Raw genomic sequence first — 26,679 nt, 5'->3', positions numbered from 1 at the left:
TTTGTTGCCAGAGGTGGGGCTTTTGGGGCGCGGGGATTTGCTCAAGGTCAGGTCTTCTTTGCTTTCGGAGCCGCTTTTGCCTTTGTCGCGGTTGCTTTGGGCTTTGCGGCAGTTTTTTTCGGTTTTGCCTCAACCGTGTCCGTCGCTTCATCGGCGTCGGCGGCTTTGGCGGTCTTCTTCGTGGCGGCCTTTTTTGCAGGCGCTTTCTTGGTGGTTGCTGCCTTGGCTTTCGTCTTACCCTTGGAGCCGCCGTCTTTTGCGGCGCGCTCGGTAATCAAAAGCAAAGCCTCTTCCACCGTCACACTCTGCGGATCCTTGCCCTTCGGCAAGGTCGCATTCACTTTACCCCAATTTACGTAAGGACCATAGCGTCCATCGCGCACCGTCATTGCGCCGCCATCGGGGTGTTCGCCAAGCTCTTTCAAGGCGGCGGGCGCTGCACGGCCCCGGCCACCCTTGGTCTGCTTTTCGGCCAAAACGGTGACGGCACGGTTCAGGCCGATGGTGAACACATCTTCGATGCTTTCAAGATTGGCATAAGTGCCATCGTGCAAAATGAACGGTCCATAGCGGCCAAGCCCTGCGGTGATCATCTTGCCCGTTTCAGGATGGTTGCCCACCTCGCGCGGCAGATTGATCAGCGACATCGCTTTTTCATAATCCACATCAGCAGGCGACCAGCCCTTGGGCAGGGAAGACCGCTTGGCTTCCTTGCCTTCGCCGCGCTGCACATAGGGGCCAAAGCGGCCGGAGCGCAGAGTGATTTCTTCGCCGGTCACAGGGTCTTGGCCAAGCGCCTTGTTTTCCGAGGCCAAAGCTTCAGCTTCTGCTCCGCCCTCTGCCGAGAGCTGGCGGGTAAAATTGCACTCTGGATAATTGGAGCAGCCAACGAAAGCCCCGTATTTGCCGAGCTTCAAAGACAGATTGCCGGTGCCGCACACCTGACAGATGCGCGGATCGCTGCCATCTTCGCGTTTGGGGAACACCAGCGGAGCCAAAGCCTCATTGAGTGCGTCCAGCACGTTGGTCACGCGCAATTCCTTGGTGCCTTCGATCTGGGCAAAGAAATTTGTCCAGAATTCGCGCAGCACATCCTTCCAGTTCAATTCACCGGCCGAGATCTTGTCCAGTTTTTCTTCAAGGTCGGCGGTGAAATCATATTCCACATAGCGGGTGAAGAAGTTTTCAAGGAAGGCCGTAACCAACCGGCCCTTGGGCACAGGTGTCAGCTTGCGGTTTTCGATGGTGACATATTCGCGGTCACGCAGCGTGGCCAGCGTTGCGGCATAGGTGGAAGGACGGCCAATGCCGAGCTCTTCCATTTTCTTGATCAGGCTTGCTTCCGAATAGCGCGGTGGCGGCTCGGTGAAATGCTGGCTCGAATTGATCTTGCTTTTGGCAAGCGATTCGCGGGCGTTGATTTCCGGCAGGCGGCCATCTTCATCATCCTCGTCGCTTTTTTCGCCCTCTTCACGCTGATCGGTGTAGGCGGCGATAAAGCCATCAAAGCGGATAACAGAGCCAACGGCGCGAAGGCCTGCTTTCTCGTCGCCCTTGGAGGCGATGATTTCAGCCGTGGTGCGCTCAATTTCGGCAGAGGCCATCTGGCTGGCAATGCCGCGCTTCCAGATCAGATCATAAAGGCGCAGCTGGTCGCCATCGAGATAGCGGCGCACCTGGTCGGGCGTGCGGTTGAAATCGGTCGGCCGCACGGCTTCATGCGCTTCCTGCGCATTCTTGGCTTTGGTGGAATAGAAACGCGGCTTTTCCGGGCGGTAACGCGCACCGAACTGATCAACAATGGCAGCACGGGCGGCATCAATGGCTTCCGGGGCCATCTGCACACCATCGGTACGCATATAGGTGATCAGACCGACCGTTTCGCCGCCAATGTCCACGCCTTCATACAGCTTTTGCGCCACCTGCATGGTGCGCGATGCTGAAAAGCCCAGCTTGGAGGATGCGGCCTGTTGCAATGTGGACGTTGTAAAGGGTGGTGACGGGTTGCGCTTGACCGGCTTGGCTTCAACGGATTCGACCGCATAGCTTGCGCCTTCCAGCAAATCCTTGAGGCGGTTTGCCATCTCGCCATTGGCAATAGCGCGAGGCCCAAGCTTCTTTCCATCAGCAGACACCAGACGGGCGAGAAATTCATCGCCACGCGGCGTTTTCAACAGCGCTGACAGGTTCCAGTATTCTTCCGAGACAAACCGTTCGATCTCATTTTCACGATCACACACCAGGCGCAGGGCAACGGATTGCACACGGCCAGCCGAGCGCGCACCCGGCAGCTTGCGCCACAACACAGGTGAGAGATTGAAGCCGACCAGATAGTCCATGGCGCGGCGCGCCAGGTATGCGTCAACCAGATCGCCATCAATATCGCGGGGGGCTGCCATGGCATCCAGCACAGATTTTTTGGTAATGGCGTTAAAAACCACGCGCTTGACGGGCTTGTCGCCCACCACACGCTTTTTCTTTAGCAGATCCAGCACGTGCCACGAAATGGCTTCACCCTCGCGATCCGGGTCGGTTGCGAGAAACACGGCATCGGAGGCTTTTACAGCATCGGTGATATCTTTCATCCGCTTGGCGGATGCGCTGTCGACTTCCCATAGCATCTCGAAATCCTGATCGGGCAGCACAGAGCCATCCTTGGCAGGAAGGTCTCTCACGTGACCAAATGAGGCAAGCACCTTATATCCGGTGCCGAGATACTTGTTGATCGTCTTGGCCTTGGCGGGCGATTCGACAACGACTAATTTCATTGTGCTTCTCTGAACAGTGTCCCCGACGTTTCAAAATATCGCGATTCAGGCGAGGTTCCGGAACCGTGAGTCCGACATGGACAGGGATTGCCTTGCGGTCAAGCCCCTAATTGCATTTATCTGTCACACGCCACCACAACCAAAAAGTTGTATAAAATTCTATTGCAATCAATAGGTAATTCTGTATCTTGTGTTGTGGCTATACTTAAATACACACTATGGTTGTAAAATGCGACAGGAACGAGTGATGAGTGGTAACAATGGATCTGAGATGCAAAGCCGAGATAGCATCGGCTATATTCGTCAAATGTTAGGCGAAATGCGCATCGTGGCAGAGAAGGAAGGTGCCCATATGCTGTGCTATCTCATCGAGATGGCCTTTGAGGAAGCGGGCGATTTACAGCGGCAGCGCAACAGCCAGTCAATCCGCAAAGCTCAGTGACACCAGGCCACCGGGATGACGCTGCAAGCGCCCGGCAATATCCAGTTCCAGCATCACGAGATAGACCGACGACGGGCTAAGCTGTGTATGACGGATAATATCATTGATCTCAACAGGCGTTGGCCCCAAAGCATCAATCACCATGGATCGCTCAACGTCGCCGGGAGGCTGGTGAAAGGTTTCACTTTCTTCATAGGCGGGTTCTTCAACCTGCGGCGGGGCAAAAAGATCAATATTGCTCAAAGGTGATAGTGCCTCCAGCAAATCAAGTGCTTCCGTGGTGACGATCGAGCCGTTTTTCAGCAATGTATTGGTGCCATGGCAGCGGGGATCCATGGGAGAACCGGGAACGGCAAACACCAGGCGTCCAAAATCGGCAGCAAGCCGTGCGGTGATCAGGGAGCCGGAGCGGCTGGCCGCTTCAATCACGGCGACACCCAGCGATGTGCCAGCAATCAATCGATTGCGCCTTGGAAAATCACGGGCGCGGGGCTCCCAGCCAAAGGGCATTTCGCTGATGGCAACACCTCTGCCGTCCCAGATGGCTTTTAGAAGTCCGATATTTTCTGGTGGATAGGGTTGGTCCAGCCCACCGGCCATGGCGGCCATGGTGCCAGTTTCGAGGCTGGCATTGTGGGCGGCCGTATCAATGCCGCGCGCCAACCCTGAGGTGATGGTATAGCCAGCCGCTCCGCAATCACGCGCCAGCAGCGTGGCCATTTTCACACCGCTGATGGAGGCATTTCTGGAGCCAACAATACCAATCGAGGGTCTGATGGCTGTAGCACCACTGCCTTTCATGGCCAAAATGGGCGGTGCTGCATCAATCTGCCGCAGGGCGGGTGGGTAATCGGGTTCGCCAATGCCAACAAACCGCGCACCAAATTTGGTGCAGAACTCCAACTCGCGCTCGGCTTCATCTCTGGTTGCAATGCGGATGGTGCGGGTTGCGCCGCCCCGTTGCGAAAGCTCTGGCAGCATTTCAAGGGCGCGCTCGGCGGTGCCGAAATTATTGATCAGATCCCGAAAGGTGGCAGGGCCTACATTGTCGCTGCGGATAAGCCGCAGCCAAGCAATGCGTTGTTTGTCCGTCAGCGCAATTCCCGATTTCCCCGCGCTGTGACGTGACATTGCCCTATCCTTTTGGGTTTAACCCTTTTGACCAATCTTGCCTTCTGTGCCGGAGATCAGCCGCTCGATATTTTCTTTATGCTTGGCCCAGGTGATCACTGTCATTGCTGCTGTCACCAAGGCCGCCTCAGGTTGGCCAATTAGCCACAACACAACCGGAATGACAAGAGTTGCAACCAATGCGGATAGCGACGAGTAACGGCTTAATTTCGCAATCGACAACCACACAAAGGCAAACACCAAAACCATGACAGGAAACACGGCCAGAAGAACACCAAGATAGGTGGCCACACCCTTGCCGCCCTTAAAGCCAAGCCAGACGGGAAAGAGATGGCCAATAAAGGCTGCAAATCCGCCGAGCAGGCCGGGTAGATGGACAGTCTCTGAGCCAAATAGCTTTTGTGCAATCAGGGCGGCAGCAGTCGCCTTGAACGCATCCAGAAACAGGGTGGCTGCTGCCAGTTTCTTATTGCCGGTGCGCAGCACATTGGTGGCCCCGATATTGCCGGAGCCAATTTTGCGCACATCGCCAAGGCCAGCCATGCGGGTCAGGATTAATCCAAACGGAATAGAGCCAAGAAAATAGCCGATTGCCAAAGAGGCAACCAGTGCAACAACGGTAATCTGGCTATAATCAATGCTTGGCATCACGAATGTCCTTGGACAGAGAAATATTACAAAGAAAAGACCTGACGGCCTGCAACATAGGTTGCAACCGCGCGACCAGAGAAGCGTGCATCCTCAAATGGCGTATTCTTGGAGCGTGACACAATCAACTCCTTTGAGACAATCCACGGCTCTTCCAAATCAATCAGCACCACGTCTGCCTTTGCCCCTGGCTTCAAAGTGCCAGCCTCAAGGCCAAAAATTTCGGCGGGGCGGGTGGACATGGCATCAATCAACCGCATCAAAGGCACGTGACCGCTATGGTGCAGACGAAGGGCTGCGGCCAACATGGTTTCAAGGCCAATGGCACCATCAGCGGCATCGCCAAAGGGCAGGCGCTTGGTGTCCACATCCTGCGGATCATGGGCCGAGACGATAATATCAATATCGCCGCTGGCCAGTGCCTCCACCATGCCCATGCGATCACCTTCCGAGCGCAACGGTGGTGAGAGCTTGAAGAAGGTGCGGTATTCACCAATGTCGTTTTCGTTGAGCGACAAATGGTTGATCGAGATACCGCAAGTGACCTTGGCACCGCGTGAGCGCGCCAGCTTGATAGCCTCAACCGATTCCGGCACCGAAATCTTGGCGGCGTGATATTTTGCCCGTGTTAGGCCTGCTATGCGAAGGTCGCGTTCCAGCGGAATGATTTCGGCTTCTTTGGGAACACCGGAGAGACCAAGCCAACTGGCAAACAGGCCCTCATTCATCACCCCATTGCCAAGATATTTATCCTTGGCGACCAGCGAGACGACAGCATCAAATTCGCGCGCATAGGTCATCACCCGGCGCAGAACCATTGTGTCATGCAGCCCATGGCGACCATTGGTGAAACCCACAGCCCCAGCCTGTTGCAGCATGCCGATTTCGGTCATTTCCTCGCCACGCAAACCACGGGTGAGGGCGGCTGCCGGATAGATATTGACCGGCGATTTTTCTCGCGCGGCATTTTTGATGAATTCCACCAGCGCGATGTCATCAATCACCGGATCGGTATCCGGCATCATGATGAAAGAGGTTACGCCACCAGCGGCCGCGGCCTTGCCAGCCGAGGCCAGCGTTTCGCGGTGTTCACCGCCGGGTTCACCAACAAACACCTGTGCATCCACCAGACCCGGTGCCGCAACAAGCCCGTTGCAATCCCGGATTTCGGCACCGTCTGGCGCGCCTTGATTATTGGCGTCAGCGCCCGCTGCCAGAATGCGACCGTCGCTACCTACGATAATGGTGCCAACTTCATCCAGCGAACGGGATGGATCGATAATGCGGACATTTTTGAATACGAGCGGCTTGTTCATGCGCCAACTCCTTCAGAACGTGGGCCGTTATTTTCCGAAATCAACAGCGATTCCATCACCGCCATGCGCACGGCCACACCCATTTCCACCTGTTGCTCAATCACGCTTTGCGGACCATCGGCCACGTCCGAGGCAATTTCCACGCCGCGGTTCATCGGGCCGGGATGCATCACCAGCGCATCTTCCTTGGCAGCTTTCAGCTTCTCAGCATCAAGACCGTAGAAATGGAAGTATTCGCGGATCGATGGCACAAACGAGCCGGACATGCGCTCACGCTGCAAGCGCAGCATCATCACCACATCGGCGTCTTTCAAGCCTTCTTTCATGTCGTGGAACACTTCCACGCTCATGTCGGCAATGCCGGACGGCAGGAGCGTGGCCGGAGCCACAACCCTTACCCGTGCGCCCATGGCGTTGAGCAGCAAGATATTGGAGCGGGCAACGCGCGAATGCAGCACGTCACCACAAATGGCCACGATGATTCGCGACAGCTTGCCCTTGGCGCGCCGAATGGTCAGCGCATCCAGAAGCGCCTGGGTTGGGTGTTCATGCTGGCCATCGCCTGCATTGATCACCGAACAGGCAACTTTTTGTGAAAGCAGGGCGGCAGCCCCTGCAGACGCATGACGCACCACCAGCACATCGGGGCGCATGGCGTTCAGCGTCATGGCCGTGTCGATCAGCGTTTCGCCTTTTTTGACGGATGAATTGCCAACCGACATGTTCATGACGTCTGCGCCAAGCCGCTTTCCCGCCAGCTCAAAAGATGACTGGGTGCGGGTAGAGGCTTCAAAAAACAGGTTTATTTGGGTTAGTCCCCGCAACGTCGATGTTTTTTTCTCCCGCTGGCGGCTGATTTTTACCGCTTCGTCAGCTTTATCGAGGAGATATGTAATATCGGTTTGGGTTAGGCCCTTGATGCCAATCAGATGGCGATGAGGAAAGAAGACCATGCGATGTCCTCCGAAATTGGTCTCGCGGTCTATAAAGACTGAGGGCATTCGGGGCAAGTCTGTCAGCCGTGCAGAATGAATTGTCCCCCGTTTTGCATGGATCGCGCATCTCAGTCTGTCGCAATGCCGGACAAACGTGTTAAAGATCAGAAAAAGTCGTGGGTTTCTCAATCCATGGTGCAACAAAAGACAATATTGGATAGCGCATGAGCCGAACGGATGACAAATTGCTGGAACTCAATCAGCCTCGGCTCTGGTCTGGTGTAAACGCCTTTCGGACCGATCCGCTGCTTGTTGATCTGACAAGCGCGATGAACCGCACATTGCGTGACGATTTTGACGTCATTGGCCGCTATGTCACCTCGCACGAGGCGCAGGAACTGGCCCGCATGGCCAACCAAAGCCCGCCGATCCTCCACACCCACGGTCCGCGCGGCGAACGCCTCGACATGGTGGAATATCACCCCGCATGGCATGCGCTGATGCGCCGCTCCATGGCCGCCGGTCTGCATTCTTCCGTTTGGGAAAACCTGCCCGATGCGCGTGGGCAGGATCATAAAGCTCGCGCGGTGCGGTTTTATCTCACGGCGCAGCTTGAGTGCGGCCATCTGTGCCCGCTCACCATGACCAGTGCCTCGGTGGCCGCGCTCATGGCATCGCCACGGGTGCAAAATGAGTGGGCACCAAAAATTCTGTCGCGCAAATATGACTCGTCCAACCGTCCGGCCATGCAGAAATCTGCCGTGACACTTGGCATGGGCATGACCGAAAAGCAGGGCGGCACCGATGTGCGCGCCAACACCAGCACCGCCACGCGCGTGGGTGAGGGGATTTATCGGCTGTCGGGCCATAAATGGTTCATGTCTGCGCCGATGAGCGATGCTTTTGTCATGCTGGCGCAAATGCCAGAGGGCATGGGCTGTTTTCTGGTGCCGCGCCTGTTGGAAGATGGCTCGGCTAATGGTCTGCAATTCCAGCGCCTCAAAGATAAGGTCGGCAATCGCTCGAACGCCTCGTCGGAAGTTGAATTTACCGATGCCTTTGGCTTTTTATTGGGTGATCCCGGTGCCGGTATTCGCACCGTTCTCGAAATGGTGACACTGACGCGGCTGGATTGTGCGCTTGCCTCGGCTGGTATGATGCGGGCCTCCATGGCCGAAGCTGTGCACCATGTGCGCGGCCGCGCCGTTTTTGGCAACAAGTTGATTGATCAACCCGTCATGACCCGTGTGCTGGCCGATATGGCGCTGGATGTGGCCGCCGCGACGGCGCTTTCTTTCCGTCTCGCCGAAGCGTTTGACCGGGCGCGCGACAATCCGGCTGACGCGGCTTACGCCCGTGTGATGACGCCGGTGGTGAAATATTGGGTGTGCAAAATGGCACCATCGCTGATTTATGAAGCGATGGAATGCATTGGTGGCAGCGGCTATGTAGAAGAGCGCCCCATTGCGCGCCACTATCGCGAAGCCCCGGTCAATGCCATATGGGAAGGCTCCGGCAATGTCATGGCGCTTGACGTCGTTCGGGTGCTGGAACGTGGCAAAGACTTGTTCGAAATGGTCTTTGCGACGCTTGAGCGCGATCTCGGTCCATCCGGCAAGAAAACCATCGAAGTTCTGCGCGCCGCCATGGCGCTGTGCGAGCGTGACGAAGGGGCAGCCCGCCTGCTGGTGGAGCAAATGGCCTTGGCGGCAGCCGCAGCCGAGCTTTACCGCATGGGCGCTGGCAAAATCGCCGACGCCTTTCTGGAAAGCCGCCTCACAGGCGGCTGGCGCAATACTTATGGTGTGCTGGATGCGCGGTTTGATTGCCGCTATCTGCTTGATTTGCTCTATCCGGCGGTGGATTGACGGAGAAAGAATTGGCTCTTCCTCGCATTGAAATTATCGAAACCGGTGTGACGTCAGAGCATGAGGCGTCGATTTTGCGCCCATTGCTGGAGTATAACAACCAAGCTGCTCGACACGCTTCATATAACGAATTTGCTATTCTCCTGCGCGATTCAGAGAGCAACGATGTCACAGGTGGCTTGTATGGCCAATTCGATCACGGATGGGCGTTTGTAAAGCTTTTGATCGTGCCAGAAGCTTATCGTAGATTAGGTCTTGGTCGTCAGTTGATGGAGCTCGTTGAGACCTTGGCGCGTCGCCACAACTGCGAAGGACTATGGTTGGACACTTTTGATTTTCAGGCAAAGCCTTTTTACGAGAAGCTCGGTTTTACTGTGTTTGGCGAATTGGAAGCAGGCAATCGGGCCGATGGCCGCTATTTCCTCAAGAAGCGCTTCACGCCATAAGGAAATCCAATACTCTAACGTGATATGCCGAACTGAATTTCGATTGCGTGATAGGGCGCTCCGGGTCCGTTCCAGCCGTGATACACCTCGCGGCTTTCGCCTGAATAGATATATCGAGACATATCCATTTCGGCCGCAAGCGGTGCATAGCCCTGAGTGAAGAGCGATCTGAGTGATCCTTGGTGCATCCGGCTGGCCACCATAATCGGCTCCAAATGGACCAGTTCAATTGGACCGTTGTATCGCTCAGGTTTTTTCACTGGTCGGCAAATCTCCCAATCGAACGTGGTCTTGCCGTCCTTTGGCAAGTTGTGGGCAATGAAAAGCCACGGGCCATCAGCCTCCAAGCCCGCGGCAACCATCTTGGCCTCGATTCTTGGTGCGCATTCCGCAGCGGCCAGTTTGATGTCGGGTATCCGCAAGTGTTTCTTTTCGCGCAAAACCCAAAGATCCGGCGTTTCCTTGATCTCCATTGTTTAACCTTTTCTGATCGGGATACTCTACCTATGGCAATAAACCGGTAAAAGAATCACGTCGCGTCTAAAGGTAGAATAATGTTTTAAATATCTTTGCAAAGCGGGTGTTTGAGGGAAGATTTTTTTAAATGACTGTACCCGCAAACAAAGATGAATTGCTGCAATCGATAGACATAAGCTTCGATAAACTTATCCGTGAGTTGTGTAGCGTGCCGATGTCCATGCTGGGGGAATGCGATTTGGAGGGTCACAGCAAGGGCACGCAGGTGAGCGTTGCCAATGCATGCGGACGGGTGAGAAAGTGGACGAAAGCAAACGGGAGAGAGCAAAAATCCCGGACATTATCACAACGCCGGGATTGCTGATTTCGCTGCTGTCAGGGGCAGTCTTGTCCCTGAAGGTCTCGTGGAAGGATCAAATCCTTACTCAGGCCACGCGCCGTGTTGGCTGGTTGGTGTGACCACCAATTTCAAAGCGCATGACCATGTCGCGCAGCGTCATGGCCTCATTGCTGAGAATGGAGGAGGCGGCAGAGGTTTCTTCGACCATGGCTGCATTCTGCTGCGTCATCTGGTCCATCTGGTTTACGGCGAGGTTGATCTCGCGAAGGCCAGACGCCTGTTCGTTGGCAGAGCGCGAGATGTGCTGGATAAGGCCGTTGATGGATTGCACCTGCTGCGCAATCCGCTGAAGGGCATTGCCAGCTTCCCCCACCAGCGAAACGCCTTGCTCTACCTGCTCACCGGATTCGCTGATCAATTGCTTGATTTCCTTGGCAGCCTGCGCCGAGCGCTGGGCCAGTTCGCGCACTTCTTGCGCAACCACGGCAAAGCCCTTACCAGCCTCACCGGCGCGCGCTGCCTCGACGCCAGCGTTCAGCGCCAACAGATTGGTCTGGAAGGCAATCTCGTCGATCACGCCAATGATTTGCGAAACCTTGCTGGATGAAGCTTCAATGCCTTGCATGGCCTGAACGGCACGTTGAACAACTTGACCAGAGCGTTCTGCGTCTGCGCATGTCGTATCGACTTTATGCGCAGCCTCGCCAGCATTTTTGGCGCTGTCATTGAGCTTTTCACCAATTTCGCCAAGGGCAGCCGCTGTCTCTTCCAGGCTTGCTGCCTGCTGTTCCGTGCGTTTTGAGAGCTGGTCCGCACTGCGGCTGATTTCGCCGCTACCATCGTTGATGGTGTGAACGGTCAGGTTCAGGCGGGCAATGGTTGATTCAAGGCTTTCGACCGCAGAGTTGAAGTTATCGCGCAGTTCGGCATAGGAGCCGGGGAAAGCCTCATCGATTCGATAGGTCAGGTTGCCGTCGGACAGCTTCGACAAGCCGCGTCCCAAGGCTTCAACGACCTTGCGCTGGGTTTCGGCACTGGCTGCACGCTCTGCTTCTGTCTGCCCGCGCTCCAGCTCGGCGGCCTCGCGCAGACGCACACTGTTTTCTTCCAATGTGCGGCCATCGGCCAGCTTGAGGCGGAAATCGTCGAGGGCGACTGCAAGAGAGCCAATTTCGTCGCCGCGATCTTTGCCTGTTACGGGCGAATTATAGCGGCCGGCAGACAATTCACCAACCTCTGAAAGCAGCGATGCCATTGGCCGCTGGATGAAAAAGCGGGCCGCCAGAAACAGGGAGAGAATAACCGCTGCCATGATGATCAGGCCACCAATCACCAGAATAGTCGTCTGCTCATTGACAACCGCGCTGACCGCACTGACGGGCACATCTTCGATCATCAGCCAGCGGGTATTGAGCCCCGGAAGTTCAAAGGGATAAACGACACGGTAGACCAACTGCCCATCGGCACCGACAACATTGTCAATAATGGTGGTATTGCCATCTTTTGCTGCCGCTTTGATGAGCTCTGCACCTTCGGCTGCGTAATCCTTCATGATCAATGCATCTTGCGGTGCTGCGAGCCATTTGCCCGCGGCTGACAACAGGAATATGCGGCCTGTTCCAAAGGGATGTTCATTTTTTAGCGATGCCGCCAGCGTACCAAGGGCAATGTCAACACCTGCAACGCCGCGCACTTTGCCATCAACGATGACCGGATCGGTAATGCTCATCATCAGCAGATTGCCAGCATTGTCCTCCACATATGGCTCCGTGGCGGCGGGCTTCATGGTGCTTGCTGGCAGGCTGTAATAGGGCAGCGTGTAGTCGATCTTTTCAGGCACAAACAGTTCAAGGCCGTTGCTGCCGCGTGTCCAATAGGGGGTAAATGCCCCATCCTTATTAGTGCCTTGTTTCTGATCACTTACAGCGCCGGGCATGCCGTCAAAGCCGTTTTTCGCTTCCAGCACCCACGAGCCAAACACCAGATCAAACTGCTCGATCAATTGTGGCAGCATGGCATTGACCATTTCCCGCTTCAAAGAGCCCTCGGCCAAACCTTTTTCCACGACGCCCGCCATGGACTTTGTTGCGCCAGCCAATTCGGAAATCTTGCTGCCGAGGCTTGCTGCGGTTGATTGCGCATCGGTAGCGGCCTGATCCAATGTCATGGAGGTCGCTGTCTCGCGCACTTTTACGATGACAAACGCAAAGGTCACGGTCAGCGCAATAAGAATGGCTATTGCACTGACTGATATCAACTTGAAGGCGAGAGACTTTTTGAATATCGCGGGCATTGGTTGAGGCTTCCTGTCTAGGTTGCGATCTATGCCGCTACATCATTGCTGATCGGGCAAATTCACATGAAAATTCGCATAAAACCAATAAGGAATCTCTAACATGCGCCATCAGACTCAAAGGTCCGTTTCGTGTTATTTGGCGGATGTTTATCAGCCGGATGCAGCAATAGCGGATAGCCTGTCCAGCGCGCCTTGAAGAATAAAACTGGCGGCTGCCGAATCGATGCGTTCGGCCCGTTTGGCGCGGGACACATCCATTTCCAAAAGGGCGCGTGTGGCGGCAACCGTTGAGAGACGCTCATCCCAGAACACAAAAGGAATGTCGGTCTTTTCGGCCATGGCGCGCACAAAAGCGCGGGTTGCCTGAACACGCGGACCAGAAGAGCCATCCATATTGGTCGGCAGGCCAATGATGAAGGCACCAACCTTTTCCTTCTCGGCAAAGGCCAGCAACACCTCGGCGTCCTTGGTGAATTTAACGCGCTTGATCACCGGACGAGGGCTTGCAAATCGCCTGCCAAGGTCTGACATGGAGAGACCGATGGTCTTGGTGCCAAGGTCCAATCCGGCAACGGCCTGATTTGGCTGCAAAAGGTCTGCCAGTTCTTCAATTGTCAGTGTTGCCATTCTGTCTCTCAATTGTGAATTCAGTGTTCATCGCTTTTCTTGCCTGCCTTATGCCATATGTTTTGCCATCGGAACCATTTTTATCAGTCTGTGAGGATACCCCATGAAAATCACCTGGCTTGGACATGCTGCCTTTCGTTTGGAAACAGCCAAAGCAACCATTCTGATCGATCCGTTTTTTAGCTATAATCCCAGCTTTGCCGGTCAGGACGTGAAAGATGTCACCAAGGGGGTCACCCACATCCTGCTCACCCACGGCCATGGTGACCATGTCGGCGACACGGTTGCCATTGCCAAGGATACGGGTGCCACTGTGCTGGCCAATGCTGATCTGGCGGCCTGGCTTGGCTCTAAGGGCGTTGAAAAGATCGAAATGGGCAATACCGGCGGCACCATTGATCTGGGTGGCTTTACCGCGACCTTCACCAATGCCCTGCATTCATCGGCACAGATTACCGAAGATGGCGTTTCGCATGCGCTTGGCAATGCCAATGGCCTGATGCTGCATTTTCAGGATGAAGCCTCGCTTTTGCACATGGGCGATACCGATATTTTCTCGGATATGGCATTGATCAACGAACTGCATCAGCCCGACATCGGCATTGTGCCGATTGGCGACCGCTTTACCATGGGCGGGGCGGTTGCGGCTTTGGCCTGCCAGCGCTTCTTCAACTTCAAGACCGCGATTCCCGCCCATTACGGCACGTTCCCGATTATTGACCAGACACCAGATAAATTCATCGCTGGCATGGAGGGAACCAAGACCAAGGTGCAGGCTCCAAAGCCCGGCGAAACGCTGTCCATCTAAAAAATATGACGCCTTGCCCCCCGGATTTTGCGATTCGGGGGTGAATTTCTGGCTCAACAAAAGTGCTCCCCGTTGCGCCTGCGCTGTTCGGCCATTATAGCGGGTCTGATAATTGATCTGGAGAATGCCGATGTCCGTTGATCTCGCTACCGTAAAGCGCGTTGCCAAACTATCCCGTATTGCTCTTGCCGATGATGAGGCAGGAAAGGTGATGGATGAACTGAATGGTATTCTGGGCTTTGTCGAGCAACTGTCGGAAGTCAACGTGGATGGTGTGGAGCCGATGACATCGGTGATGCCAATGGCCATGCGCAAGCGTGCAGATGTTGTCACCGACGGCAACAAGGCTGAAGACATTGTTGCCAATGCGCCGCAAACAGACCGCAACTTCTTTATGGTGCCGAAGGTTGTTGAATAGGCCCTATGGCTTTCAACCCACCCTTCATCCCACAATATTCGACGCATAAACCGTAAAGCGAACAAATTCATGAGCGAACTGACCAGCCTCACCATTGCGCAAGCCCGCGAAAAGCTTGTTACCAAGGACATCACAGCCGTTGAGCTGACCGATGCCTATCTTGGCGCTATCGAGGCTGCCAATGGAGCCCTCAATACCTATGTTGCGGTAACGCCAGAGATCGCCCGCGATATGGCCAAGGCATCGGATGCGCGCATTGCGCGCGGCGAGGCCGGTGCGCTGGAGGGCATTCCGCTTGGTGTGAAGGATCTGTTCGCCACCCGTGGTGTGCACACGCAAGCCTGCTCACATGTGCTGGATGGTTTTAAACCAAAATACGAATCAACCGTGACCCAGAATCTGTGGAATGACGGTGCCGTTATGCTGGGCAAGCTCAACATGGATGAGTTCGCCATGGGCTCGTCCAATGAAAATTCCTACTACGGTCCCGCCGTCAACCCATGGAAGGCCAAGGGCTCGGATGAAAAGCTGGTTCCCGGCGGCTCATCCGGTGGTTCGGCGGCAGCCGTTGCTGCGCATTTGTGCGCCGGTGCCACGGCAACCGACACCGGTGGATCGATTCGCCAGCCTGCGGCGTTTACCGGCACGGTTGGTATCAAGCCCACCTATGGCCGTTGCTCGCGCTGGGGCATTGTTGCCTATGCGTCTTCGCTGGATCAGGCCGGCCCGATTGCGCGCGACGTGCGCGATGCCGCCATTCTTTTGAAATCCATGGCCAGCATTGATGAGAAGGACACCACATCGGTTGATCTTCTGGCTCCGAACTATGAAGCCGCGATTGGCCAGTCGATCAAGGGCATGAAGATCGGCATTCCGAAGGAATACCGTATGGATGGTATGCCGGAAGAGATTGAGACGCTGTGGAAGCAGGGTATGCAGTGGCTGAAAGATGCCGGTGCCGAGATTATCGATATTTCTCTGCCGCATACCAAATACGCCTTGCCTGCATACTATATCGTCGCTTCGGCTGAAGCTTCGTCTAACCTCGCCCGTTATGACGGTGTGCGTTTCGGTCTTCGCGTTGATGGCAAGGACATTGCCGATATGTATGAAAAGAGCCGGGCCGCAGGCTTTGGCAAGGAAGTGCAGCGCCGTATCCTGATGGGCACCTATGTGCTCTCGGCGGGCTATTACGATGCCTATTACCTGCGCGCCCAGAAGGTTCGCACCCTGATCAAGCGCGACTTTGAACAGGTGTTTGCCGCGGGCGTAGATGCCATCCTGACACCGATCACGCCATCTTCAGCCTTTGCCATTGGCGATAAGGAATTGGCTGCTGATCCGGTAAAAATGTACCTCAACGATATTTTCTCGATTACGCTGAACATGGCGGGACTTCCGGGCATCTCGGTGCCTGCCGGGCTGGATGCCAAGGGTCTGCCGCTTGGTCTGCAACTGATCGGCAAGCCATTTGAGGAAGAAACCCTGTTCAAGACCGCCCATGTTATCGAGCAAGCCGCCGGCACATTCACCCCCGCCAAGTGGTGGTAATACGTTTACGCTGCGTTTGATGACAGCGGCCGACCACGATGTGGTTGGCCGTGTCGGCTGGGAATCCTGGAGATCGACAGGACCGCTGGATCGTGGTTTTGCCGATCCCAAGGTCGGCCAAAGGGTTAAAAACGCCTTCTTGCGCTTTCCTTCAACCACCAATGGCCATGTTGTCGTTGCCGATATGGATGGCTGCGTGGTGGGGTGGGGAGCCCGCGAGGATGAGCCCGACTATATTTCGGACATATGGATCGCGCCGGATTTTCAGCGCCGTGGTATCGGTGCTGGTCTTGTTCAGCATTTTTGTGCGGTGATGCACAGTGAAGGGCTGCGGCAGGCGCGCATTGCCACCCATCAGAAAAATTATTCGGCAATTGCCCTTTATAAGCGCTGCGGTTTTGACATCGTTTGGCAGGGCATGGAGCATGATTCCATCATGGGCTTGGAATTGCCCAAAGTCCGGTTGAAAAAGCTTTTATTTTAGCGCTCGAAAGCTGCTCTCTCCAAATTTATCGTGCGTAACGAAGTGTGTAGGTCTGGTGTATTTACCCTCCGGGTGATTTACTGCGATCAAATTTCGGCGAGGGGCCAATGGCTAGGATTCGTGGTGCCCATTCTGACGAGGCCAGTGTTTTGGCAGATATTGGCCTGCGTGCCTGGGAGCAGGCGATGCTGTCGGTTGGCGATACAACCGCCATGATGGATAATGCCCGTAGTGCGTTTCGAAATTTTACCCGGTCCGGTTTGAGCGCGATCACCGTGGTTGAGCACGCCGGACATGCCGTTGGCTGGGGCGCGCGCGAAAATCATGACGACAAAATCACCGATTTCTGGATCGACCCCGGCCATCAAAAACGCGGTTACAGCAAGCTGCTGCTGGAAGCTATCGAGCGCGACATTCTTCATCGCGGTTATGAGCAGGCCCATTTGGAAACCCACGCCCGCAACAAACAGGCCGTAAGCTTTTTTCAATATCACGGCTACAGTGTCCACTGGCTATCGGTGGTCTATAACCCCAAGCTGGACCGTGATGTGGAAATGGTGGGTATGTCGCGCCGCCTGGTCGAGTTGGCAAATTTGACCTACGGTCCCGGCGGCGCGTTTGACTAATGCGTTCAGGTTAGACGGTTGGTCAGGCAACTGGCCGGCACCACATAGGCCTTGATTTTTCGGCCTCCCATATAGCCCCTGGTCGGTGTCAGATCTGCGATCGGGTCGATCATGGTGCCATGGCAGCTAACATTTTCCTCGGTCACAAAAATCACCGGTTCATCGCCGCTTGCGGATGTCAGCGGAAACTCCTGCTCATAATAGTTATGGGGAAAATCGCCATTGCTACGAGCGCGAATGGTGAAAGGCTCATCGCGCAGCGTATAGAACAGGTCTGCCAGAATGTCGCGATTGTCGGCCACAATGGTTGCTGTTCCGGCGCGACCAGCAGCCGCTGCAATGTTCCAGCTGAGATCCGCACGTCCAAGATAGCGGTTAAGAACCGGCACACCATTGGGCAGCGTTATCTGTTGAGCGTAAACTGCGAGAAATGGGAAGATAATCGAGGTGATGCCGTTGATGACCAGAGATGTTGTCAGCAAACGCTCTTTGGCGTGCAGAAGATAAAGGACGGCAAGAATGACGCCTGCCGCATAGGCAGTTGCTGCCCAATTGGCATAAGCGTGGGAGATGAGCGCCTGAACAACAATCACCAGCACAATCGGCCATGACAGGATGAACAGGTGTTTTTCTGTGGTGGAGGCTTTGCCGCGCACCAGGCGGTAAAACACCATCACCATGGCACCAAACAACACCGGGCCAATCACACCAAACTGGCTGCCGAAGAAAGCTGCCGCATCATCGAGATGAAAGTTCAGGCCATGCCAATCGGCATTGTCTGAGGTGTGCTTCAGCGTGGCACCGCCATTGGCCATATTCCACCAGATGTTGGGGGCAATCACCACAATGGTGGCAAAAATTGCCAGCGCTGTATCGCGCAGCGCCATGCGGGCTTTGGGAAGAAAAATCGCCGACAGGATGGCGGTTGCTGCAAAATACAGCATGGCATATTTGGAAAGCGTGCCAAAGCCGATGCACACGCCCATGAGCAGAGCGAGGCCCACGGAGCGGCGCTCAATCAGGTAGGAGTAGCACAGCAGCGTCATCGCCAGAAACGGAAACAGCACCGTATCTGTGGACATGAAAATGGACGACAGTGCCACGCCCGGCAATGTTGCATAAGCTATACCCGACCATGCACCCACTTGCCGCGATCCCGTGAGGCGTGTGGCAGCCGGAATCAGAATCAAAGCTGTGATCATGTGAAGGATGGGGCTTCCCACCCGCACCCAGAAGATCTCTTGCGACCCACCCAACCAGGTGAAAAAGTGAATGACCCAGGCAATCATCGGCGGCTTGGAGTAATAGCCGAACGCCAGATGCTGCGACCACATCCAGTATTGTGCCTCATCCACAAACAGATTGGTGGTGTCATAGCGCAACATCACAATCCGAAAGGCGGTGATGGCGAAAATGAGGATAAGACTGATACGAAGGTTCATGCGGATCATGGATCAGGTCACTTTTTACGATTCGGACGGCAAGTCAGTCTTGCGACCTTGATGAAGCAGCATCAGATTGCGGATATAAACGACAATGCCGAGCACCTGGCCCAGAATGATGATTGGTTCGCCACGGTGAATGCCGTAAGCCAGCAGCATGATGCCGCCAATCACTGAAAACCACCAGAAGGCCGCCGGAATGACCGAGCGCTTTTCTTTCTCGGAAACCAGCCACTGAATGATAAAGCGCAGAGAAAACATCAACTGCGCCACGAGGCCCAGCGCCAGCCACATGAAATCGGCAAAGCTGTTGATTTTAAGGTAGGCAAGAATGTCATTCATGCGGATGGTCCAATGTTGTGCGGGCGCACGCGCTTGCGCCGCTTGATCAGCCAGCTGACGCCAATCAAGTCATGGATACCGACAAGCCCGCGCTGAAGATTGTTATAGTTTGATGAACCGGCATGGCGATGCCGATGGCTGACATCGACATGGGCAACCTGCCAGCCATAGGCCGAAAACAGCGCCGGAAGATAGCGGTGCATGTGATTGAAGAAAGGCAAATCCAGAAATGCGTCGCGCCGAAAGGCTTTCAATCCGCAGCCGGTATCACGGGTATTGTCTTTCAAGATGCGTTGGCGAATGCCATTGGCCAGTTTCGAGGCGATTTTTTTCGACCACGTATCCTGCCGCTTTTCGCGCTGCCCAGCCACAAGCCCAAGCGTCGAGGCAGCGTTGGCGGCCAGCAAAGGTGCCACCAACCTCGGAATTTCGGCAGGCGGATTTTGTCCGTCGCCATCCATGGTGCAAATAATGGCGGCTCTGGCCGCTTGTACGCCTGAATGCACGGCGGCCGATTGGCCACCCGAAGAAGCATGATGCACAACGCGCACCCAGGGCTTCACCTTTGCGGCAGCCTGAAGTCTGGCGAGGGTTGTGTCGGTTGAGCCATCGTCAATGAAGATCGCTTCGAAATCGTCACCCTGACAGGCGGCTTCGATTTCTCCAATCAGCAGATCAATATTGTCTGCCTCATTTTTCATGGGCACAACAACAGAGAAGCGGGGCGTGGTCGTAGATGTCATTTCTATGTCCAATGACTTTGAGAATTGCCGCCCCAATAGCCTGTTTTGAGAGGCGCGTCATCCGCCTTTACGGCTTGTGAATGGGGCATTGGTGCCATTTTTAAGGCAGTATGCTATTTTGTGATCAATATTGATGGATTCAGAACGCTTGAAGCGCCTGAACGGAGCGAGGTTGCACGCTCCGTCTTGCGCCATGCGCCCATTTGCTCTAACCGGAAAAGTGAAAATCCACCCGCCAGAGTGTTTGCGCTTTGATGCGAATCGCCGCAACACTCTAGCCCCTGTTTTACGCAATTCCGGCAAAACGTTGAACGCCTGTTCAGCGTTTTGCCGGAATTGCTCGAAGAAGAGCCTGTCATGACCCTTGTCGATACCCGCACACCCGACCCAAAACGCCTGATCCCCGGCGCCACTGGCGACTGGGAAATCGTGATCGGCATGGAGGTGCATGCGCAAGTGACCAGCAATTCCAAGCTGTTTTCCGGCGCATCCACCACATTTGGCAATGCGCCAAACTCCAACGTGTCACTGGTCGATGCTGCCATGCCCGGCATGTTGCCGGTGATCAATGAGGAATGCGTGGCGCAGGCCGTGCGCACGGGTCTTGGTCTGAAAGCCCAGATCAACAAGCGCTCGATCTTTGACCGCAAGAATTATTTCTATCCTGACCTGCCACAGGGCTACCAGATTTCGCAGTTCAAAGACCCGATTGTTGGCGAAGGCAAGATCATCATCTCGCTTGGGCCAGACCGTCAGGGCAATTTTGAAGACATCGAAATTGGAATCGAGCGCCTGCATCTTGAGCAGGATGCCGGCAAATCCATGCACGATCAGCATCCAACCATGTCTTACGTCGATTTGAACCGCTCCGGCGTGGCGCTGATGGAAATCGTCTCCAAGCCGGATATGCGCTCATCCGATGAAGCCAAGGCCTATATGACCAAGCTGCGCTCGATTGTGCGCTACCTTGGCACCTGCGATGGCAATATGGATGAAGGCTCGATGCGCGCCGACGTGAATGTTTCCGTGCGCAAGCCCGGTGGCGAATTTGGCACGCGCTGCGAAATCAAGAACGTCAATTCCATTCGTTTCATTGGTCAGGCCATTGAATATGAAGCGCGGCGTCAGATTGCTATCCTCGAAGATGGCGGCGTGATTGATCAGGAAACCCGCCTGTTTGATGCCGCCAAGGGCGAAACCCGCTCCATGCGCTCCAAGGAAGACGCGCATGACTATCGCTATTTCCCCGATCCTGACCTTTTGCCGCTCGAATTCGATGATGCCTATATCGCTGAGTTGAAGAAGAGCCTGCCGGAATTGCCAGACGACAAGAAGGCCCGTTTTGTCGCAGACCTTGGTCTGTCGGTTTATGATGCCTCTATTTTGGTGTCGGAAAAGGCCATTGCCGACTATTATGAAGCTGTAGCCGAAGGCCGTGATGGCAAGACAGCCGCCAACTGGGTCATCAACGACTTGTTGGGTGCCTTGAACAAAGCCAGCAAAGGCATTGAAGAGACTCCGGTTTCGCCTGCCCAGCTCGGCGGCATTATCGACCTGATCAAGGACGGCACAATTTCCGGCAAAATCGCCAAGGATCTGTTCGAGATTGTCTGGAACGAAGGTGGTGATCCGGCCGAGATTGTCGAGAGCCGCGGCATGAAGCAGGTGACCGACACTGGCGCGATTGAAAAAGCTGTGGATGAGATCATTGCTGCGAACCCCGATCAGGTGGCTAAGGTGCTGGCAAAGCCGAGCCTTGCTGGCTGGTTCGTCGGTCAGGTAATGAAGGCCACCGGCGGCAAGGCCAATCCGCAGGCCGTGCAGGCGCTGGTAAAAGCCAAGCTTGGCATTGAGGAGTAAGCCAGATGTTTTTTGTGCGCACCGCCAGCGAGCGTGATTTGCAAAAGGTGCGCACGCTTCTGGTTGAGACCTGGCATGCCACCTATGACGGCATCTATGGCGCTGAAAAAGTGCAGGAAATCACCGATAGCTGGCATTCGCCATCTGCTCTGAAAGCCAATCTGGCTAAAAAGGGCGGCGAATTTCTGGTGGCTGATGACGGCAAGCGCATTGGTGGCATGGGCTTTGCCTCTATGGCTGAGGATATGGCCAAGACGGCACTCTTGCGCCAGCTTTACGTTCATCCTGATCTTCAACGTCAGGGAATCGGTCGCGATCTTTTTGCCGAGCTGGAAAGCTGTTTTCCAGACGCCGAAGTGATGCGGCTTGAGGTCGAGCCGCAAAATACTTCGGCAATCGCCTTTTACGAGGCCCATGGCTTTGTTGAAGTTGATCGTATCAAGAATTGCGGTGTAGCAGGCAGTGGTCTGGAAGCCGTTGTCATGGAAAAGCCGCTGGGATGAGCAAGGTCGAGGCATATCCTCTGGTGATCCGGGTTGCGCAACGCGCCGATGTTCCGGCCATTGTCGCTTTGTTTGCCAATGACGCAATTGGCGGCCATGGTGACACCACAGATGCCTCAGCTTTACCGGATTACATTGCGGCATTTGATCGCATCACGGCCTCCACCAATGAAACGCTTTATGTTGCCGAGCAAAATGGCGCGGTGGTTGGCACGTTTCAAACCATGCTCACCACCACCATGACCGGACGGGGATCATCGTCGATGATCATTGAAGCGGTTCAGACGCGCGCTGATTGTCGCGGGCAGGGCATTGGCGCGCAGATGATTGCCTTTTGCCTTGCGCGAGCCAAAGAACAGGGCTGTGCGCAAGCGCAGTTAACGTCCAATGCGGCTCGGTTGGATGCTCACCGATTTTACGAGCGACTTGGCTTTCAAAAGAGCCATTTCGGCTTCAAGATCAAATTGAAATGAGGGGAGGTTTGTCTTGAAACTCTGGACAAGCGCATCCCAAGGCGTCATAAGCAAATGACAATTGAAAGCCGCCGCGTAGGCTGGCGGAGCCGAGGATAAGACATGAAGCAGCTTCTGTTGCAGATTTTCACCTGGTGGAATGGCCAGACAATGGGCACCCGTTTTTTCACCTGGCGTCATGGTAAGCGCGTCGGTGAAGACGAAATGGGCAATGTTTACTATGAAGGCACCACGACCAGTTTCGGTCTGCCGCGCCGTTGGGTGGTGTATAAGGGCTATGCGGAGGCTTCCGCTATTCCTCCGGGCTGGCACGGCTGGATGCATTATCGCACCGATACGCCGCCTACCAAGGAAACCTATGTGCCACGTGCATGGGAAAAGCCTCATCACGCCAATCTCACAGGCACAGCAGCGGCTTATCGTCCTCAAGGATCGATTGCTGCCAAGGGCCAACGTCCGGCTGTGACCGGCGATTACGATGCATGGACGCCCGGTGCGTAATCACACCTTATTGAGTGCGCCGCTGGTGTTATGCCAGCGGTTTTTTCTTCCGGCTTTTGCCACAATGTTACGGTAGGCAATTTCGTCTGCCACATGGCTTATCCCGTCAAGGTAAAGCACGCGGAACATGCGACAACAGGTGCATGGAACCGAAACACAGTGGCTTTTTGAATGCCGGAGACTGTTAGGAATGAAGTCTGTCATGCAGGGTAAATGGTTGCTGAGAGCGGTCTTTGTTGGAGCGGCTCTATCTTTAATGGCAACGGTGCCTGCAAGGGCTGCACGGATTGAAAATGCCGTGGCGGTGTTTTCCGGCCTCGACAAGATCACCGGCCGTATTACTGAATTCGACGTCTATATCAATGAGACGGTGCAGTTTGGCGCACTACAGGTCACACCACGGGTGTGCTACTCACGCGACGACAGCGAAGCCCAGCATGTGGATGCCTTCGTTCAGGTCGACGAAATCACTCTTGATCGTCATATCAAACGCATTTTCTCTGGCTGGATGTTCGCCGATAGCCCGGCGTTGAATGCCATTGAGCACCCGATCTATGACGTGTGGTTGAAAGACTGCAAGCAAACGTCCACGGTGCCCAAACCCGGTAAATAAGCCGGGCAAGTCATCAACGCTGCTCTTCTTCTGTCAGAAATGGCAGGTGCTTTGATGTCATCGCCGATTGCAGCACAGTCTCGTAGACGTCTTTTGGCATATCAATCGCCCCAAAGGTCTTGAGGTGATCTGTGGTGAATTGCGTATCCAGCAAGACGAAGCCTTGGGCTTTCAATCTCTCTACCAGATAGACCAGCGCAATTTTTGAGGCGTTGCTGCGGCGAGAAAACATGCTTTCGCCAAAGAAAGCAGCACCCAGTGACACGCCGTAAAGCCCGCCAACCAACTCATCGCCCTCATAAGCTTCCACACTATGCGCGTGGCCCATATGAAAGAGGGTGGTATAGAGATCGCGGATTGTCTGATTGATCCACGTGCTGGGCCGATCCGGGGTTGGCTCTGCGCATTTGTCCAGAACCTGCTCGAATGCAGTGTCAAAGCGGATCTCAAACGGCTTTTGCCGGATTGTTTTGGCGAGGCTTTTGGAGATGTGGAAGTCATTGAGCGGGATGATGCCGCGAACTTCAGGCTCGACCCAGAAAATCTCCGGGTCGTCTGCCGATTCGGCCATGGGAAACAGGCCGATGGAATAGGCCCGCAGCAGAAGCTCCGGCGTCAGGCTGGGGTTTCTGCTGCGTTTTCGGCCCATTCAGATCACCTTATTTTGCGCCATCGGCGAGATAGTGTTCCAGCCAATGAATGTCGTAATCGCCGCTCTTGATGTCCGGATTTTCCACCAGATCTTGAAACAAGGGAAGCGTTGTTTTGACACCGTCGATGACAAATTCATCCAGAACGCGACGCAGGCGCATCATGCATTCTTCGCGGGTGCGACCATGCACGATCAGCTTACCAATCAAGCTGTCATAGTAAGGTGGAATTTTATAGCCGGCATACACGCCGGAATCGACGCGCACACCAAGGCCGCCTGGCGCATGGTAATGGGTGATCGTACCCGGCGAGGGGGTAAAGGTGCGCGGGTCTTCGGCATTGATGCGGCATTCTATGGCGTGGCCACGAAACACCACTTCATCCTGCGTGACCGACAGGCCAGCACCAGAGGCAACACGGATCTGTTCATAGACCAGATCAATGCCGGTGATGGCTTCTGTGACCGGATGTTCCACCTGCAAACGGGTGTTCATTTCAATGAAGTAGAACTCGCCGTTTTCATAAAGGAACTCAATGGTGCCAGCGCCACGATATTTGAGCTTGCGCATGGCATCGGCGCAGATTTCGCCAATTTTCATGCGCTGTTCATTGTCGAGAGCCGGGGAGTTTGCTTCTTCCCAAACCTTCTGGTGACGACGCTGAAGTGAACAATCGCGCTCGCCCAGATGGATAGCATTGCCCTCGCCATCGCCAAACACCTGAATTTCGATGTGGCGTGGCTTGCCGAGGTATTTTTCCATATAGACGGCGTCATTGCCAAAGGCAGCGGCGGCTTCCTGACGGGCAGCCGCAACAGCTTCTTCGACTTCACCCTCATTCATCGCCAGCTTCATGCCGCGGCCACCGCCGCCCGCCGTTGCCTTAATCAGCACGGGAAAGCCAATTCCCTTGGCGATTTCCAAAGCATTTTCAGGCTTCACTTCGCCGTCCGAACCGGGAACCACGGGAATGCCCAGTGACTTTGCGGTTTCCTTGGCGGTGATCTTGTCGCCCATCAGGCGAATGTGATCGGCGGTTGGTCCGATAAAGGTAATGCCATGGGCTTCGAGAATGTCGGCAAACTTGGAGTTTTCCGACAAAAAGCCATAACCCGGATGAACCGCATCAGCACCGGTGATTTCACAGGCCGCAACGATCTGATGAATGTTCAGATAGCTGTCACGCGAGGATGGCGGGCCAATGCACACGCTTTCGTCAGCCAGACGAACATGCATCGCATCGGCATCGGCGGTGGAGTGCACGGCAACAGAAGCGATGCCGAGCTCTTTACAGGCGCGCAGAACGCGAAGGGCAATTTCGCCCCGATTGGCGATGAGGATTTTTGAAATGGCTGGCATGGGCTTACTCGATAACGACCAGAGGCTCGCCATATTCAACAGGGCTTGCATCGCCGATCAGAATTTCGACAACTTTACCTGCGCGTGGCGACGGAATTTGGTTCATCGTCTTCATGGCTTCGATGATCAGCAGGGTCTGGCCTTCCTTGACCATGGTGCCGACTTCGATGAACGGACGTGCACCCGGAGCAGACGCCATGTAAACGGTGCCAACCATGGGCGCTGTAACGGCCTTGGACAGGTCACGGGCAGGGGCGGCAGCTGGTGCAGCCGCTGCGGCAGCAACGGGAGCAGCTGCCACTGGAGCCGGAGCCTGCGCATAGGCCTGCATCTGTGGCATCACCATCTGCTGGGGTGCAGTGCGCGACACACGGATCTTCACATCGTCCTGCGACACTTCGATCTCAGTCAGATCAGTCTCGTTGAGAATATTTGCCAGTTCGCGAATGAGCGCCTGATCGATGCCGTTTTTCTTGTCTGCCATGGAGGTTATCCCTGAATTTCTTGTTTTATCGTGTGAGGTTATCAAGCGCTTGCAGCGCCAGGATGTAAGAATGCGGCCCAAAGCCACAGATTACGCCCTTGGCGGCGGGGGCTATCATGGATGTATGCCGGAATTCCTCCCGGGCATGCACGTTGGAAATATGCAATTCGACGACAGGAACAGAAATGGCGCGAATGGCATCATGAAGAGCGATAGAGGTGTGCGTGTAGGCACCAGCGTTCAGTGCGACGCCAACAGCGCTCTCACCGGCTTCATGCAGCCAATCGACCAACAGGCCCTCATGATTGGTCTGGCGAAAATCCACCACAATGTCATGGGCCGCGCCGAAGCTTAAGCAATCGGCTTCAATATCGGCCAGTGTTTTGCCGCCATAGATCCCAGGCTCTCGCTTGCCGAGTGCATTGAGATTGGGGCCGTTCAGCACGAAAATGGTTCTGCTCATCACTTGTTCCGTCGTGTTTTGGACCGCTCCCTATAGACCGCCACGGCTTTGAGGAAAAGCCCCCC

28 protein-coding genes are annotated in these 26,679 nt (G+C 55.1%); 13 read left to right on the top strand and 15 right to left on the bottom strand.

Going from position 1 to position 26,679, the window contains the following annotated elements:
* Positions 1–47: 47 nt before the first annotated feature.
* A complete protein-coding gene (gene topA / locus E6C51_RS05710; protein WP_190235299.1) occupies positions 48–2,768 on the bottom strand; it encodes a type I DNA topoisomerase in 2,721 nt (906 codons plus the stop codon).
* Between the two features lie 247 nt (positions 2,769–3,015).
* Between topA and E6C51_RS05705 the strand changes: the two genes are divergently transcribed.
* Positions 3,016–3,210, top strand: coding sequence for a hypothetical protein (locus E6C51_RS05705; protein WP_146929017.1), 195 nt, complete (start codon positions 3,016–3,018; stop codon positions 3,208–3,210).
* On the opposite strand, the gene E6C51_RS05700 is transcribed toward E6C51_RS05705, so the two are convergent.
* The 4 genes from E6C51_RS05700 to E6C51_RS05685 are packed head-to-tail and all read right to left on the bottom strand — an operon-like array spanning position 3,190 to position 7,258.
* On the bottom strand, positions 3,190–4,341 hold the full coding sequence (locus E6C51_RS05700; RefSeq protein WP_190235298.1) for a DNA-processing protein DprA: 1,152 nt from the start codon (positions 4,339–4,341) through the stop codon (positions 3,190–3,192). The two genes, E6C51_RS05705 and E6C51_RS05700, sit on opposite strands and share 21 nt — an antisense overlap.
* Positions 4,342–4,359: 18 nt before the next feature.
* Entirely contained in the window at positions 4,360–4,989 is a 630-nt protein-coding gene (plsY, locus tag E6C51_RS05695; RefSeq protein ID WP_190235297.1) for a glycerol-3-phosphate 1-O-acyltransferase PlsY, read from the bottom strand.
* A gap of 26 nt (positions 4,990–5,015) precedes the next feature.
* Positions 5,016–6,305 carry a dihydroorotase gene (locus tag E6C51_RS05690; RefSeq protein ID WP_190235296.1) on the bottom strand — a complete coding sequence of 430 codons (1,290 nt, stop codon included), beginning with the start codon at positions 6,303–6,305 and terminating at the stop codon, positions 5,016–5,018.
* Positions 6,302–7,258, bottom strand: a complete 957-nt coding sequence (locus E6C51_RS05685) for an aspartate carbamoyltransferase catalytic subunit (protein WP_146929030.1) — start codon at positions 7,256–7,258, stop codon at positions 6,302–6,304. The genes E6C51_RS05690 and E6C51_RS05685 overlap by 4 nt, the downstream gene beginning before the upstream one ends.
* A gap of 206 nt (positions 7,259–7,464) precedes the next feature.
* Between E6C51_RS05685 and E6C51_RS05680 the strand changes: the two genes are divergently transcribed.
* Positions 7,465–9,108 carry an acyl-CoA dehydrogenase family protein gene (locus E6C51_RS05680; RefSeq protein ID WP_146929033.1) on the top strand — a complete coding sequence of 548 codons (1,644 nt, stop codon included), beginning with the start codon at positions 7,465–7,467 and terminating at the stop codon, positions 9,106–9,108.
* Entirely contained in the window at positions 9,105–9,554 is a 450-nt protein-coding gene (locus E6C51_RS05675; protein ID WP_230987074.1) for a GNAT family N-acetyltransferase, read from the top strand. The genes E6C51_RS05680 and E6C51_RS05675 overlap by 4 nt, the downstream gene beginning before the upstream one ends.
* Before the next feature lie 14 nt (positions 9,555–9,568).
* On the opposite strand, the gene E6C51_RS05670 is transcribed toward E6C51_RS05675, so the two are convergent.
* The 3 genes from E6C51_RS05670 to ruvX form a co-directional block, all read right to left on the bottom strand.
* Positions 9,569–10,027, bottom strand: a complete 459-nt coding sequence (locus tag E6C51_RS05670; protein ID WP_190235295.1) for a hypothetical protein — start codon at positions 10,025–10,027, stop codon at positions 9,569–9,571.
* A gap of 429 nt (positions 10,028–10,456) precedes the next feature.
* Positions 10,457–12,664 carry a methyl-accepting chemotaxis protein gene (locus tag E6C51_RS05665; RefSeq protein WP_190235294.1) on the bottom strand — a complete coding sequence of 736 codons (2,208 nt, stop codon included), beginning with the start codon at positions 12,662–12,664 and terminating at the stop codon, positions 10,457–10,459.
* Positions 12,665–12,817: 153 nt separating this feature from the next.
* Positions 12,818–13,294 carry a Holliday junction resolvase RuvX gene (ruvX, locus tag E6C51_RS05660; protein WP_190235293.1) on the bottom strand — a complete coding sequence of 159 codons (477 nt, stop codon included), beginning with the start codon at positions 13,292–13,294 and terminating at the stop codon, positions 12,818–12,820.
* A gap of 103 nt (positions 13,295–13,397) precedes the next feature.
* On the opposite strand from ruvX, the gene E6C51_RS05655 reads away from it, so the two are divergent.
* The 5 genes from E6C51_RS05655 to E6C51_RS05635 all read left to right on the top strand — a co-directional run bounded on the left by E6C51_RS05655 (position 13,398) and on the right by E6C51_RS05635 (position 17,181).
* Positions 13,398–14,102 carry a metal-dependent hydrolase gene (locus tag E6C51_RS05655; RefSeq protein ID WP_190235292.1) on the top strand — a complete coding sequence of 235 codons (705 nt, stop codon included), beginning with the start codon at positions 13,398–13,400 and terminating at the stop codon, positions 14,100–14,102.
* 130 nt (positions 14,103–14,232) lie between these two features.
* Positions 14,233–14,520: an Asp-tRNA(Asn)/Glu-tRNA(Gln) amidotransferase subunit GatC gene (gatC, locus tag E6C51_RS05650; RefSeq protein ID WP_146929045.1), complete on the top strand. Its 288-nt coding sequence runs from the start codon at positions 14,233–14,235 to the stop codon at positions 14,518–14,520.
* Positions 14,521–14,589: 69 nt separating this feature from the next.
* Positions 14,590–16,071 carry an Asp-tRNA(Asn)/Glu-tRNA(Gln) amidotransferase subunit GatA gene (gene gatA, locus E6C51_RS05645; RefSeq protein ID WP_146929048.1) on the top strand — a complete coding sequence of 494 codons (1,482 nt, stop codon included), beginning with the start codon at positions 14,590–14,592 and terminating at the stop codon, positions 16,069–16,071.
* 19 nt (positions 16,072–16,090) lie between these two features.
* Positions 16,091–16,555: a GNAT family N-acetyltransferase gene (locus E6C51_RS05640; RefSeq protein WP_190235291.1), complete on the top strand. Its 465-nt coding sequence runs from the start codon at positions 16,091–16,093 to the stop codon at positions 16,553–16,555.
* A gap of 107 nt (positions 16,556–16,662) precedes the next feature.
* The gene (locus tag E6C51_RS05635) at positions 16,663–17,181 is read left to right on the top strand and encodes a GNAT family N-acetyltransferase (RefSeq protein WP_190235290.1); all 519 of its coding nucleotides are present in this window, start codon (positions 16,663–16,665) and stop codon (positions 17,179–17,181) included.
* A gap of 5 nt (positions 17,182–17,186) precedes the next feature.
* On the opposite strand, the gene E6C51_RS05630 is transcribed toward E6C51_RS05635, so the two are convergent.
* The 3 genes from E6C51_RS05630 to E6C51_RS05620 are packed head-to-tail and all read right to left on the bottom strand — an operon-like array spanning position 17,187 to position 19,708.
* The gene (locus E6C51_RS05630) at positions 17,187–18,632 is read right to left on the bottom strand and encodes an ArnT family glycosyltransferase (RefSeq protein ID WP_230987073.1); all 1,446 of its coding nucleotides are present in this window, start codon (positions 18,630–18,632) and stop codon (positions 17,187–17,189) included.
* Between the two features lie 15 nt (positions 18,633–18,647).
* A complete protein-coding gene (locus tag E6C51_RS05625; RefSeq protein ID WP_075640600.1) occupies positions 18,648–18,965 on the bottom strand; it encodes a lipid-A-disaccharide synthase N-terminal domain-containing protein in 318 nt (105 codons plus the stop codon).
* Complete coding sequence (locus E6C51_RS05620; RefSeq protein WP_146929056.1) at positions 18,962–19,708, bottom strand: glycosyltransferase family 2 protein; 747 nt, start codon at positions 19,706–19,708, stop codon at positions 18,962–18,964. Before E6C51_RS05620 ends, E6C51_RS05625 begins: the two co-directional genes overlap by 4 nt.
* A gap of 357 nt (positions 19,709–20,065) precedes the next feature.
* On the opposite strand from E6C51_RS05620, the gene gatB reads away from it, so the two are divergent.
* From gatB to E6C51_RS05595, 5 genes are all read left to right on the top strand, one after another.
* Complete coding sequence (gatB, locus tag E6C51_RS05615) at positions 20,066–21,568, top strand: Asp-tRNA(Asn)/Glu-tRNA(Gln) amidotransferase subunit GatB (RefSeq protein ID WP_146931118.1); 1,503 nt, start codon at positions 20,066–20,068, stop codon at positions 21,566–21,568.
* A gap of 5 nt (positions 21,569–21,573) precedes the next feature.
* Entirely contained in the window at positions 21,574–22,071 is a 498-nt protein-coding gene (locus E6C51_RS05610; protein ID WP_190235289.1) for a GNAT family N-acetyltransferase, read from the top strand.
* The gene (locus E6C51_RS05605; RefSeq protein ID WP_190235288.1) at positions 22,068–22,544 is read left to right on the top strand and encodes a GNAT family N-acetyltransferase; all 477 of its coding nucleotides are present in this window, start codon (positions 22,068–22,070) and stop codon (positions 22,542–22,544) included. Before E6C51_RS05610 ends, E6C51_RS05605 begins: the two co-directional genes overlap by 4 nt.
* A gap of 102 nt (positions 22,545–22,646) precedes the next feature.
* Entirely contained in the window at positions 22,647–23,045 is a 399-nt protein-coding gene (locus tag E6C51_RS05600) for an NADH:ubiquinone oxidoreductase subunit NDUFA12 (protein ID WP_146929062.1), read from the top strand.
* A 190-nt stretch (positions 23,046–23,235) separates the two neighbouring features.
* Entirely contained in the window at positions 23,236–23,658 is a 423-nt protein-coding gene (locus E6C51_RS05595; protein ID WP_146929064.1) for a DUF2155 domain-containing protein, read from the top strand.
* A 13-nt stretch (positions 23,659–23,671) separates the two neighbouring features.
* Here the strand turns inward: E6C51_RS05595 and aat are convergent, their stop codons facing one another.
* From aat to aroQ, 4 genes are read right to left on the bottom strand one after another with little or no spacing between them, the layout of a single operon-like run.
* Positions 23,672–24,307, bottom strand: a complete 636-nt coding sequence (aat, locus tag E6C51_RS05590) for a leucyl/phenylalanyl-tRNA--protein transferase (RefSeq protein ID WP_190235287.1) — start codon at positions 24,305–24,307, stop codon at positions 23,672–23,674.
* 10 nt (positions 24,308–24,317) lie between these two features.
* Positions 24,318–25,667 (bottom strand): acetyl-CoA carboxylase biotin carboxylase subunit, encoded by a 1,350-nt coding sequence (gene accC, locus E6C51_RS05585; RefSeq protein ID WP_146929069.1) that lies wholly within the window; start codon positions 25,665–25,667, stop codon positions 24,318–24,320.
* Between the two features lie 4 nt (positions 25,668–25,671).
* The gene (gene accB / locus E6C51_RS05580; RefSeq protein ID WP_190235286.1) at positions 25,672–26,151 is read right to left on the bottom strand and encodes an acetyl-CoA carboxylase biotin carboxyl carrier protein; all 480 of its coding nucleotides are present in this window, start codon (positions 26,149–26,151) and stop codon (positions 25,672–25,674) included.
* A gap of 25 nt (positions 26,152–26,176) precedes the next feature.
* Positions 26,177–26,614: a type II 3-dehydroquinate dehydratase gene (gene aroQ / locus E6C51_RS05575; RefSeq protein WP_190235285.1), complete on the bottom strand. Its 438-nt coding sequence runs from the start codon at positions 26,612–26,614 to the stop codon at positions 26,177–26,179.
* Positions 26,615–26,679 lie beyond the last annotated feature (65 nt).

This window comes from Gillisella terrae (assembly GCF_004801395.1).
In the GTDB taxonomy this organism is placed as follows: domain Bacteria; phylum Pseudomonadota; class Alphaproteobacteria; order Rhizobiales; family Rhizobiaceae; genus Allorhizobium; species Allorhizobium terrae.
Note: the sequence above shows the minus strand (reverse complement) of the source record. Positions and strands in the feature narration are given on the sequence as shown.